The 11,610-nt window shown below is 69.4% G+C and carries 11 protein-coding genes and 1 riboswitch; of the genes, 5 read left to right on the top strand and 6 right to left on the bottom strand.

From position 1 onward, the window contains the following. Positions 1-46 precede the first annotated feature (46 nt). A complete protein-coding gene (locus tag ACFVVM_RS08470; protein ID WP_387616790.1) occupies positions 47-1,060 on the bottom strand; it encodes an alpha/beta hydrolase family protein in 1,014 nt (337 codons plus the stop codon). A gap of 39 nt (positions 1,061-1,099) precedes the next feature. On the opposite strand from ACFVVM_RS08470, the gene ACFVVM_RS08465 reads away from it, so the two are divergent. Beyond that, on the top strand, positions 1,100-1,930 hold the full coding sequence (locus ACFVVM_RS08465; RefSeq protein ID WP_387614763.1) for a hypothetical protein: 831 nt from the start codon (positions 1,100-1,102) through the stop codon (positions 1,928-1,930). Between the two features lie 36 nt (positions 1,931-1,966). Here the strand turns inward: ACFVVM_RS08465 and ACFVVM_RS08460 are convergent, their stop codons facing one another. Beyond that, positions 1,967-2,920 carry an SDR family NAD(P)-dependent oxidoreductase gene (locus ACFVVM_RS08460; RefSeq protein WP_387614760.1) on the bottom strand — a complete coding sequence of 318 codons (954 nt, stop codon included), beginning with the start codon at positions 2,918-2,920 and terminating at the stop codon, positions 1,967-1,969. 212 nt (positions 2,921-3,132) lie between these two features. Here ACFVVM_RS08460 and ACFVVM_RS08455 point away from each other — a divergent pair, with 212 nt between their 5' ends. Genes ACFVVM_RS08455 through ACFVVM_RS08445 form a run of 3 tightly spaced genes read left to right on the top strand, consistent with a single transcriptional unit; the run spans position 3,133 to position 6,505 of the window. Further along, a complete protein-coding gene (locus tag ACFVVM_RS08455; RefSeq protein ID WP_387614757.1) occupies positions 3,133-4,455 on the top strand; it encodes an NAD(P)/FAD-dependent oxidoreductase in 1,323 nt (440 codons plus the stop codon). Beyond that, positions 4,452-5,177: a DUF1365 domain-containing protein gene (locus ACFVVM_RS08450; protein ID WP_387614754.1), complete on the top strand. Its 726-nt coding sequence runs from the start codon at positions 4,452-4,454 to the stop codon at positions 5,175-5,177. Before ACFVVM_RS08455 ends, ACFVVM_RS08450 begins: the two co-directional genes overlap by 4 nt. After that, positions 5,174-6,505: a class I SAM-dependent methyltransferase gene (locus ACFVVM_RS08445; protein WP_387614751.1), complete on the top strand. Its 1,332-nt coding sequence runs from the start codon at positions 5,174-5,176 to the stop codon at positions 6,503-6,505. Before ACFVVM_RS08450 ends, ACFVVM_RS08445 begins: the two co-directional genes overlap by 4 nt. On the opposite strand, the gene ACFVVM_RS08440 is transcribed toward ACFVVM_RS08445, so the two are convergent. The 4 genes from ACFVVM_RS08440 to ACFVVM_RS08425 form a co-directional block, all read right to left on the bottom strand. After that, positions 6,471-7,295 (bottom strand): ABC transporter ATP-binding protein, encoded by an 825-nt coding sequence (locus ACFVVM_RS08440; protein ID WP_387614748.1) that lies wholly within the window; start codon positions 7,293-7,295, stop codon positions 6,471-6,473. The two genes, ACFVVM_RS08445 and ACFVVM_RS08440, sit on opposite strands and share 35 nt — an antisense overlap. Next, entirely contained in the window at positions 7,288-8,139 is an 852-nt protein-coding gene (locus tag ACFVVM_RS08435; RefSeq protein ID WP_387614745.1) for an ABC transporter permease, read from the bottom strand. The genes ACFVVM_RS08440 and ACFVVM_RS08435 overlap by 8 nt, the downstream gene beginning before the upstream one ends. Then, positions 8,117-9,139, bottom strand: coding sequence for an ABC transporter substrate-binding protein (locus ACFVVM_RS08430; protein ID WP_387614742.1), 1,023 nt, complete (start codon positions 9,137-9,139; stop codon positions 8,117-8,119). The genes ACFVVM_RS08435 and ACFVVM_RS08430 overlap by 23 nt, the downstream gene beginning before the upstream one ends. Next, a complete protein-coding gene (locus tag ACFVVM_RS08425; RefSeq protein ID WP_387614739.1) occupies positions 9,136-9,840 on the bottom strand; it encodes a TenA family protein in 705 nt (234 codons plus the stop codon). The genes ACFVVM_RS08430 and ACFVVM_RS08425 overlap by 4 nt, the downstream gene beginning before the upstream one ends. Next, positions 9,828-9,924, bottom strand: a riboswitch (TPP riboswitch). It overlaps the preceding gene by 13 nt. Before the next feature lie 166 nt (positions 9,925-10,090). Between ACFVVM_RS08425 and gndA the strand changes: the two genes are divergently transcribed. Further along, positions 10,091-11,536: an NADP-dependent phosphogluconate dehydrogenase gene (gene gndA, locus ACFVVM_RS08420; protein WP_387614736.1), complete on the top strand. Its 1,446-nt coding sequence runs from the start codon at positions 10,091-10,093 to the stop codon at positions 11,534-11,536. Positions 11,537-11,610: the final 74 nt, after the last annotated feature.

Genomic DNA, 11,610 nt, shown 5'->3' with positions numbered 1-11,610 from the left:
CCGCCGCCAACCAGGTCGATCCCCCTCGCGTCGACGGCGGCGATCATCAGTCCTGTTCGCGGAGGAAGTGTCGGTAGGTGTCGAGGACGCCGTCGGCGAGCAGGGCTCTGGGCCGGAAGAGCCCGATGGTGAGTCCCACGAGTGCGGAGTCCTCGACGGCGGGTTTCGCCAGGGAGTGGGCGGCGTCGAAGTATTCGACGGTGAGGTCGTCGCCGAGGAGTTCCGTGTAGGTCGTGGCGGTTTCGGCGATGTCGACGTTGCGGTCGTGCTCGGCGAGCATGAGCAGCGTGGGGATGTGCTTGCTCGCTGTGGCTCGCAGGTTCGCGGTGGCGTCCGCGGTGTGGTTGCGTGCGACGAAACCCCACCGGTCGGCGGTCATCGGTGGGGAATCGTCGGTCTCGGTGAGGTAGGTGTCGTAGTCGGCGTGCCGGTCGAGTAGTGCGCGGGTGTGGTCGCTCGCCGCGATGGTCTCGGCCCGTCGGGTGGCGTCGGCGCCGTCGTGGTCGAGTTCGGCCAGCAGGTTGTAGCGACCTTGGCGCAGCCAGTTGACGGCCGGGCTGACGGTGACGACGGCGTCGATGTCGTCGCGGACCGCGGTGACCGCGGGCAGTACCCAGCCCGCTTGACTCGCGCCCCACAGTGCGATGGCGCCGGTGGGGATGTCGGCCCGGTCGCGGGCCCAGTCGATGACTGTCGAGACCTCCGCGGCACGGTCGTCCATGCTCTGCTCCAGCCAGTTGCCGCTGGAGGTTCCGATCCCGGGTTTGCTCCAGGAGAGCGTGGCGAAACCGGCGTCGGCCGCCGCTTCGAAGAAGGGCCGGTAGAGCCCGTCATGGGTCGCTTCGACCGGCCCGTCGCCGTGGACCGTCACCACCAATCCCCGTGCCGGACCGTCTTCGGGGCGGGCGAGCACGGCATCCAGGGCGCCGCCGGGGACCGGGATCGACAGACGTTCCTCGGTGATCCGGTAGTTGTTGCCGACCAGCGCCACCACCGTCCCGCCGAGTACGAGCACGAGCACGGCGGCGAGCACCCCGAGAAACCAGCGCCTACGGTTCATTCTGCTCACGTTCGTAGAATACTTGATAGATTCGGCGACATGGATGGGGTTCGAGAAGTGCGCGACGCCACGGCCGTGCCGATCACGCCACGGCGGGTGATCGAGGCGTTCCTGCCCGACAGCGGGGTGGCCCGGCTCGATCTGGTCTACGACACCGCCAATGCCGCGGGCGTCGCCGATCAGCCACTCCGGTTGGCGCTGCGGCGCATGGTCACCACCGGTGAGATCGTCCTGACCGGGCGCGGCCGGAGCGGCACCGCGCGGCTCACCGACATCGGCCGACGGCGCCTGGAGCGTGACCGCGTCGGCCTCCGGCTCGCTGTCGCACAAGACCAGGGGCAGGCCCCATGGGACCGGCAGTGGCGCATGCTGGCCGTGAGTGCCCCCGAATCCGACCGGGCCACCCGAGACGCGCTGCGCCGCCGCCTGACCGAGCTCGGCGCTGTCTCCGTCTCCACCGGCCTGTACCTGAGCCCCCACGATCTCGGCGAGTTGCTCGCGGATCTCGACCCGGTACACCTGGTGCGGGCGACCACGGGCGAACTGAATGTCCGCGGCGTCGTCGATGCGCACATCCTCACCGAGCAGCTGTGGCCCGCGGGGCCGATCATCGCGGGCTACACCATCGTGGAACAGGTACTGGCGGATGTCGAGGAGGCCACCGCGTCCGACCACGAGATGGCGGTTCTCGTACAGCAACTCCGGCTGGCGGAAGCGCTCGAACGAGCGATGAGAACAGATCCCCTGATCCCTGCCGAGCTGCGCGACGGACCCTGGCCACCCAGCCGGACTCGCCGTCGATGGCGTCGAACCTGGGCCGCCCTCACCGAACGCCTTCCGGGAGACCTCCTGTACCGAGGGTGGATGTAGGTCCACCGTCCGGTGGCTGTGTGAGTCGAATATGCATCAATAGTCGGCGATGGCGGTTGTGCAGTACTGCCACAGGCGATCACGGTCGGTGGGTGATTCGCGGGTGCGCCGCAGATAATGTTCGGGGCGGAGTTTGCGGTCGTGCCAGAACCGTCCGGACGGGAGATCGTTGGCCGCGGCGAGCCAGATGGCGGTGTCCGCGCCTTCGGCGGGGGAGCGGAGCAGCGGGCCGGTCAGGGCACGGAATCTCGGTAGTGAGGTGGCGACTCCCGGTGTATCCACCCAGCCGGGGTGCATGCTGTGGACCGAAACGCCCGCTCCGGCAAGATGTTCGGCCATGACCGGTGTCAGGACGACCTGCATCCGCTTCGACCGGGCGTACGCGGTGGCGCCGCGATAGCCGGCCGTGCGGTACTCGAGATCGTCGGGATGCAGGCCCTGGGTGTACATGCCGCCCGAGGACATCAGGATCACCCGGGCGGCGGACGTGCGGGCCATCGCGGGGGCGAGCAGTTCGGTGAGCAGCAGCGGTCCGAGGACGTGGGTGGACAGGCAGAGTTCGTGCCCCTGGGCGCTCTCGGCGCGCGCGGTGGGCATGACGCCCGCGTTGTGGACGAGCACATCGACTCGATCGGTCTTGCCCAGGAACTCGGTGGCGAACCTCCGCACATCCGCGAGATCGGCGACGTCGCACCGTTCGACACCCAGGACGGCACCGGGAACGGCCGCGGCGATCTCGGCCGCCGCCGCATCGCCGCGCGAGGTGCTACGCACCGCCAGGGTGACCGAGGCGCCGAGTCGCGCCAAGCCGATGGCGATCGCCTTACCGACGCCGGAGTTCGCGCCGGTGACCACGGCGCTGCGGCCGGCCAGGGCATGCGGCGGCAATGGTGGCCAGGCCCGGCTCCGCACCCGGAAGCCGATCCGGCTGTATCCGGGCGCGACGGCGCGGTCGGCGGCGGCATCGAGACGGGTCGGGTAGAAGCTCATCGCGGTCTCCGCCCAGTTCTGAACTGCCTCGAATGGATGCATCGGTTGTGCATCGTTTACATGATAGCCTCGGAAAGGTGAGCCGGTCAGTTCACCGGCTCGACCGACAGTCGGAGGTTGTTCATGGCCACCACCTCGTCCCGTGGACGTCGAAGTCTCACCGGCACATCGGCGCCCGCGGGCCGGCTGCTCGGCCGAGTGGAGCTCCGGTGGTGACCGGTGACGTGCGTCGGGTCGCGGTGATCGGCAGCGGCGTCGCCGGACTGACGGCCGCCTGGGAGCTGGCCCGCACCTGTGAAGTCGTCCTCTACGAAGCCGACGCACGACTGGGCGGCCACGCGCACACCCACCGGGTGAACGCCCGCGCCGACGGCACGGGGGAGTGGCTCGGCGTGGATTCGGGATTCATCGTGCACAACGATCGCACCTATCCCACCCTGCTGCGACTGTTCGACGAGCTGGGCGTGCGTACCCAGGACTCCGACATGTCGATGTCGATCCGCTGTGATGGCTGCGGCCTCGAGTACGCGGGCGCCAAGGGGCTGCGCGGACTCTTCCCGGCGCCGAGGACCATGGTCCGCGGCGCGTATCTGCGGATGCTCGGCGAGATCGTGCGCTGGCAGCGTCGCGCCCGTGCCGAACTGGACACCGAGGGCGACGACCTGCGCACGCTGGGCGAGTTCGTGCGCGACGGCCGGTTCTCGGCCTACTTCATCGCGCACTTCCTGGTCCCGCTGGTGGCGGCGGTCTGGTCGTGTCCACCGGAGCTCGCGCTGCGCTTCCCCGCCCGCTACCTGTTCACCTTCCTCGACCACCACGGCATGCTCACCGTGTTCGGCTCGCCCACCTGGCGGACCGTGTCCGGCGGCTCGGCGACCTACGTGCGGGCGATCGCGGCAAGTCTGCACGAGGTGCGGGCGGGCGTGCCGGTGCGGACGGTCCAGCGCGGCGAACACACGGTCGCGATTCGCGACGACGCCGACCGGGTCGACCGTTTCGACGCCGCGGTGATCGCCACCCATCCCGGCCAGGCCCTGCGGCTGCTCGAGACGCCGACCACCGCCGAGTCCGACATCCTCGCCGCGCTGACCTATTCGACCAACCACACGATCCTGCACACCGACGACTCGGTCCTGCCACGCCGAACCGGCGCCCGTGCCTCGTGGAACTACGTGCTGCCGCAGTGTGATTCGGCACCCGAGCACGTACTGGTGAGCTACGACCTGACCCGCCTGCAACGTCTGTCCGCCGACCGGCGGTTCGTGGTGACCCTCGGCGACGACAACCGGGTCGCACCCGAGGCGATCCTCGCCGGAATGACCTATGAACACCCGCAGTACACACCTCGCTCCATGGCGGCCCGGCGACGCCTGCCCGAGATCGGCGACCACACCGTGGCCTTCGCCGGTGCCTATCACGGGTGGGGATTCCATGAGGACGGCGCGCTGTCGGGACTGCGCGCCGCGCAGCGGATCAGCGGACATCGTGACCCGGTCGGCGCGCCCGTCGCCGCCGTCACACCGGGGCCGAGATGACCCGAGCCCGACTGGTGCGCACAGTGATTCGCCATTCGCGCCGCGAACCGAGGCGTCATCTGTTCGCGTACCGCAGCTACAGCTGGCTCGTCGACCTCGACGAGATGCCGAGCCTCCGGTGGCCGTTGCGCCTGTTCGCGGACTTCCGGACCGGCGACCATCTCGGCGATCCGTCGGCCACCCTGCGCGCCAACGTGGTCGACCACCTGGCCCGCCAGGGAATCGACCTGCGCGGCGGGCAGATCCTGATGCTCGCCAACGCCCGCGTATTCGGCTACGTCTTCAATCCGCTCACCGTGTTCTGGTGCCACGACCACACCGGCGCCCTGCGGTGCGTGATCGCCGAGGTGCACAACACCTACGGCGAACGGCACCGCTATCTCCTGCCGCCCGAAGCGAATCCCGTGGTCGCCAAGGAGTTCTACGTCTCGCCGTTCAACCCGGTGGCCGGGCACTACCGGCTGCGACTCCCGGTTCCCGGCACCCGGTTGCGGCTGGCGATCTCGCTCGAAGGACCGGACGGCCGCAGCACCTTCGACGCCACCGTCCGGGGACGCGTCCTGCCCGCGAACCGCCGGAATGTCACCCGCGCGATCCTGGCGCATCCGTTCGAAACCTGGCGCATCGCCGCGCGAATCCGGTTGCAGGGGCTTCGGCTGTGGCGCCGCGGCCTGCCGATCGTGCCCCGCACCCCGCATCTGTCCCAGGAGGCCCTGCCATGAACAGCTCCGCGTGCGGTGTCGAGACCGCGGCGGCCGCCCCGATCGCCGACCGTTGGGGGTCGGCCGAGGTGCCCCGGGGTGTCCGTGCCGGTGTCGGCCGGGTCGTGGCGTCGGCACTGTTCCGCCGGGCGGTGCGCCGGCTTCCGCTCCGTGTCGAACTCCCCGACGGCACGATGCTCGGCGGTGGCGTCGACGACCCGACCACCCCGCTGATGGTGCTGCACGACCCCGACGCCTTCGCCACCCGGGTCGGTGCGACCGGACTCATCGGATTCGGTGAGGCGTACATGGCGGGTGACTGGTCCGCCCCGGACCCGACGGCGGCGCTCACCGTGCTGGCCTCGAACATGGGCGGGCTCGTCCCGGGCCCGCTGCAAGCCCTGCGATCCCTCGTCCTCCCGCGACAACCCGCCCGTACCCGCGCCACCGCGACCGGCGCTCGCGGCAATGCCGCGCACCACTACGACCTGTCCAACGACTTCTTCGCCCTGTTCCTCGACGAGACGATCACCTACTCGGCGGCACTGTTCGATCGGCTCGATCCCGCTCCGGGATGGGACGACCTGGCCGCCGCCCAGCGCAACAAGATCGACCGGTTGCTCGACGCCACCGAGGTCGGTCCCGGCAGTTCGGTACTCGAAATCGGCACCGGCTGGGGCGAACTCGCCATCCGGGCCGCGCGCCGCGGCGCGACCGTCCGCTCCATCACGCTCTCGGCGCAACAGCAGCGGCTCGCCCGCGAACGCGTCACCGCGGCCGGGCTCGCCGACCAGGTGTCGATCGAACTGCTCGACTACCGCGACGTCGACGGCCGGTACGACGCCGTGGTCTCGGTGGAGATGATCGAGGCGGTCGGCTACGACTACCTGGCCGACTACCTGACCGTCCTCGAGCGGGTGCTCGCACCGGGCGGGCGCGTCGCCGTGCAGGTCATCACCATGCCGCACGACCGGATGCGGGCCGGCCGCACGACCCACACCTGGATCCAGCAGTACATCTTCCCCGGCGGCTTCCTCCCGTCGGAAGAACTGCTGGCACAGCTGCTTTCGCGACACACCGCCCTCGAGATCGTGGATCGGACCGCGATGGGCGAGCACTACGCGCACACCCTGCGCCTGTGGCAGGAACGGTTCGTTTCCGCGGACGACCAAGTCGGCGAACTCGGCTTCGACGAGGTGTTCCGGCGAATGTGGCGCCTGTACCTCGCCTACTCCGAGGCCGGATTCCGCTCCGGCTACCTCGACACGCTGCAACTGGTCCTGCGCCACCGGGACGAGCGACCTCCGCGGCCGTTCAGAACCGCGGGCCGGAGGATTTCTGTTCGGTGAACGCCCGACGCGACTCCTCGTGCAGGATCTCGAGGAGTTCCTCTTCCAGCGCGACGAATTCGGGCGCGGTGATGACGGACAACTCGCGCGGTCGCGGGAGATCGATGCGCAGTTCGTGGCGCACGGTGGCCGGGCGCGCCGACAGCACGATCACGCGATCCGACAGGTAGACGGCCTCGCGGATGTCGTGGGTGATCATCAGGACCATCCAGCGGTAGCGCTGCCACACCTCTTGGAGCCAGGACTGCATCTCGGTGCGGGTCAGCGAGTCGAGCGCGCCGAAAGGTTCGTCGAGCAGCAGTAGTTCGCGTTCCTGCACGACGGTCCGCAGCAGCGCGGCCCGCTGGCGCATGCCGCCCGACAGCTGGGACGGGCGGGCGTCCTCGAAGCCGGACAGGCCGAACACCGGGAACAGTTCGCGGGCCCGGCGGCGGGCTTCGGCCTTCGGCACGCCCTGCACCTGCAGGCCGAGGACGGTGTTGTCGAGGACGGTCCGCCAGGGGAACAGCAGGTCCTTCTGCGGCATGTAGGCGCTGTGCGATGCGGTGTCCTCGCCGTCGGCCGCGCGGAAACCGACGCTGCCGGAGTCGGGGGATTCGAGTCCGGCCAGCATGTTGAACACGGTGCTCTTGCCGCAGCCGCTGGGCCCGATGACGGTGACGAACTCACCCGATCGCACCGTGAACGACACCCCGCCGAGCACCGCGAGGTCCGGGGTGTTCCGTCCGGGCTGCGGGAACGACTTGGTGAGCTGGTCAACGACGATCCGGTCGCCTCCGGCCTCAGTCATGCCGGCTCCTGTTCTGCGCGCGTGACCACGGTGCGACGAGGCGTTCGATCGCGAACGTCGACAGGTACAGCGCGATACTCAGCAGCGCCGTCACCAGCACCGCCGCCAACACCAGGTCGGTGCGGAACGAATTCTTCTGCAGACTCATGTAGATACCGAGACCGACGCTCGCGCCCACATACTCGGCGAACACCGCGCCCACGACCGCGTAGGTGATCCCGATCCGCAACGCGGTGAAGAACCGGGGCACCGCCGAGGGCAGCCGCACATACCGGAACACCTGTACCCGGGAAGCGCCCATGCTGCGCAGCAACGCGCCCGCGTCCCGGTCGGCCGCGGCGAACCCCTCGATCAGGCCGATGGCCATCGGGAAGAAGGTGACCAGCGCGACCACCAGGATCTTCGGCAGCAGACCGAATCCGAACCAGATGATCATCAACGGCGCGATCGCCACGATCGGCACGGTCTGGGAGGCCACGAACAGTGGTACCAGCGCCCGACGCAACCACGGCGAGAAGTCCACGATCACCGCCAGCACCCACGCCAGGCTCAGCGACACCGCGAACCCGATCAGCGTCACCTGCAGGGTGGCGGCCGCGTGCGTACCGATCTCGTCCCGATGCGCCCAGCCCTGCTGGACGACCCGCACCGGCGAGGGCAGCACCTGCGGACGCACACCGCTGCTCGTGACATAGAGCTGCCAGATCACGACGAGCACCGCCACCGTGACGACCGACGGCACCGCCCACCGGATCCCCGCCCAGCGCGCGGTCCCGCCGTCGCCACCGGAGGAAACCGGCGGCGACGCGGCTACCGACAGCTCACGGGTTGGCGAGGTACTCATTGGTGAAATACGTCGACCAGTCGGGTTCGGTGGTCAGCGGCTTGCCGTCGGGTCCGGTCAGCAGACCGCCCCGGTACAGGAAGCCGGAATTCGCCGACCACTGCTCCACCGTCTGGGTGCCCACCTTGCCGTCGGCGTCCTTCATGAACTGCTCGGCCAGCATGCGCTGACTCTCGAAGACCAGCGACTCGTCGTTGAACGCGCCCGGATTGGCGTCGAGGAGGTCCCGGGCCGCCGCGTCCGGATCGTCCGCGGCGAACTGGTAGCCGCGTTGCAGGGCCTGCACGAATTTCGCGGCGCGGTCCGGGTTCTCGGCCAGCCAGCCCTCGTTGGCATCGATCACGATGGCGTAGGCATCGGGGAAACCGAAGTCGGTGTAGCGGAAGTACCGCATCGGGGTGCCGTGGTGTTCGGCCTCGATGCCCTCCCAGGCCAGGTACGAGACGGTGAAGTCCGCCTTGCCGCCGTAGACCGCTTCATACGCCGACGAACCGAGCACCACCGAGGTGAAATCGCCGGTGCCGCCGTCATTGCGGATGACCTGCTGCAGCGCCTCCCGCTCACCCGGATCGCCGAACCCGGCGTAGGTCTTGCCGTCGAGGTCCTTCGGGCTCGCGAGGTCGGCCCGATCGGCGCGCACCCCGATGCCCGTCGCCCAGTGCTGCAGCGGCGCGAGCACCGACTTCACCCGCGCACCCGACGCGCGCGCGAACGTCGACGAATTGTGCGTACTGATCCCGAATTCGGCGTTTCCGGCATCGACCACCGTGTCGACGGAGGTGTTGTTGTAGGGCAGCACCTGGACGTCCAGACCCGCGTCGGAGAAGTAGCCGCGCTGCAACGCGACGTAGAGCCCGACGTGGTTGGTGTTCGGCGTCCAGTCCAGTGCGAACCGGATGGTCTCATCGGAGCTGCCGCCCGAACCGCAGGCGGTGAGCAGCGACAGGGTCGCGACGGTGGTCGCCATGACCGCGAGCGCGCGGCGCAGACGCCCGGTCATGCGGCGGGCCAGGGCTGCGGGTGCAGGGCGGTGTCCCAGAACAGCAACTCGTAGCGCGTGGCGAGGACGAACGCCTGCTCCATCGCCTCCCGCTCCCGGTCACCCGCCGACTCGGCGGCCACGTCGACCAGCGCTCGCGCCGTGGCGGCGGACTGCTGGAACTCCTCGGCGCCGTAGGTGGTGACCCACTGGGCATACGGGTGGGCGGGGTCGGCGGCGATCACCTTCGCGGCGCTCTCGGCCAGGTCGCGGCCCACTTCGGCATAGATCCAGAAGCAGGGCAGCGCGGCGGCCGCGGCGACGGCGTAGGACTCGGTCGCGGCCGCGGCGATCAGGTAGGAGACATAGGCCAAGCAGGTCTGCGAAAGCTCCGGCTCACCCTGTCGCGGGGGCAGCGCGCCACCGGTGAGCAACTGCTCGTGCATGGCCGATTCGACAGCGGCGGCGTTCGCGGACGAGGTCGCCCAGAAGGCGGCGGTCTGCGGGTCCGGCGACTTGGCGGCGAGAATCGCCAGCGCCTTGGAGTATCCGGTGAGATACAGCGAATCCTGCTCGATGTAGGTGCGGAACACCTCGAGCGGCAAGGTGCCCTCGCCGAGCAGGCGCAGGAATTCCAGGTCGTCGATCGCGGTCCGGAGAGACTTCGTCCGGTCCCAGAGGTGATCGGTGAACTTGTTTGTGGTGTGGGCGTGCGACACCATGACATCCCTTCGTCAGCATTACCTGAACAGGTTCGGCGGGTCTGTTCTCAGCCTCGCGGTCGCGAGACACCCCGTGTCAGAACTCGACCGACCCTAGCAGCGACCGCCGACATGCGGGCAACGCCCGGTTCCGCGCGCAACCCCGGTCACGGTGGTATGTGTTCGGCCGCGGAACGGCACCCAGTAACTTGGCTGGCAAGGAAGCCGTCTTCCGCACCCGTCGGACCCGCCGAACGAAGAGAGCTGATCAATGTCGACCTCTACCGCGCGTGCGCAGATCGGTGTCACCGGCCTGGCCGTGATGGGCAGCAACATCGCCCGCAACTTCGCCAAGCACGGCTACACTGTCGCGCTGCACAACCGCTCCGTCGCCAAGACCGACGCGCTGCTCGCCGAGCACGGCGGTGACGGCGATTTCGTCCGCACCGAAACCGTCGAGGAATTCGTGGCGGCGCTGGAGAAGCCGCGGCGCGTGCTGATCATGGTCAAGGCGGGCGACGCGACCGACGCCGTCATCGAGGAACTGGCCGCCGCGATGGAGCCGGGCGACATCATCATCGACGGCGGCAACGCCCTCTACACCGACACCATCCGCCGCGAGGCCGCGCTGAGCGAGCGCGGCCTGAACTTCGTCGGTGCCGGGATCTCCGGTGGTGAGGAAGGCGCGCTCAACGGCCCGGCCATCATGCCCGGCGGACCCAAGGAGTCCTACGAGTCGCTCGGCCCGCTGCTCGAGTCGATCGCGGCCCAGGTCGACGGCGTCCCGTGCTGCACCCACATCGGCCCCGACGGTTCCGGGCACTTCGTCAAGATGGTGCACAACGGCATCGAATACGCCGACATGCAGCTGATCGGCGAGGCCTACCACCTGTTCCGCGACGCGCTCGGTTTCGACGCCGGGCAGATCGCGGAGGTGTTCACCCAGTGGAACTCCGGCGATCTGGAGAGCTACCTGGTCGAGATCACCGCCGAGGTGCTCGCCCAGATCGACGCCAAGACCGGCAAGCCGCTGGTCGACGTCATCGTCGACGCCGCCGAGCAGAAGGGCACCGGCCGCTGGACGGTCAAGTCCGCGCTCGATCTCGGCGTCCCGGTGACCGGCATCGCCGAGGCCGTCTTCGCCCGGGCGCTGTCGGGGTCGCGCGCCCAGCGCAAGGCCGCGGTCGGCCTGGCCTCGGGCACGCTCGCCGCCAAGCCCACCGATGTCGAGCAGTTCACCGAGGACATCCGGCAGGCGCTCTACGCCTCCAAGGTCGTCGCCTACGCACAGGGCTTCGACCAGATCGCCGCGGGCAGCGCCGAATACGACTGGGACCTGCACCCCGGTGACCTGGCGACGATCTGGCGCGGCGGCTGCATCATCCGCGCCCGCTTCCTGAACCGGATCAAGGACGCCTACGAGCAGGACCCGGCCCTGCCGAGCCTGATCCTGGCCCCCTACTTCCGCGAAGCCATCGAAACCGCCATCGACAGCTGGCGCCGCGTGGTCTCCACCGCCACCCTCCTCGGCATCCCCGTCCCCGCCTTCGCCTCCTCCCTGTCCTACTACGACGCCCTGCGCGCCGAACGCCTCCCCGCCGCCCTCACCCAGGGCCAGCGCGACTTCTTCGGCGCCCACACCTACGAGCGCATCGACGCCGACGGCAAGTTCCACACCCTGTGGAGCGGCGACCGCACCGAGGTCTCCGAGGGCTGAGTCGACCAGGGTGCGCCGGAGTGAGCCCGGCGCACCCTGTCAGCGCGCCGAGTAGGAACCCACCTTCCGCGCAA

The organism is Nocardia sp. NPDC058176, from assembly GCF_042883805.1.
Taxonomy (GTDB): Bacteria; Actinomycetota; Actinomycetes; order Mycobacteriales; family Mycobacteriaceae; genus Nocardia.
This window is presented reverse-complemented; position numbering and strand designations above follow the sequence as displayed.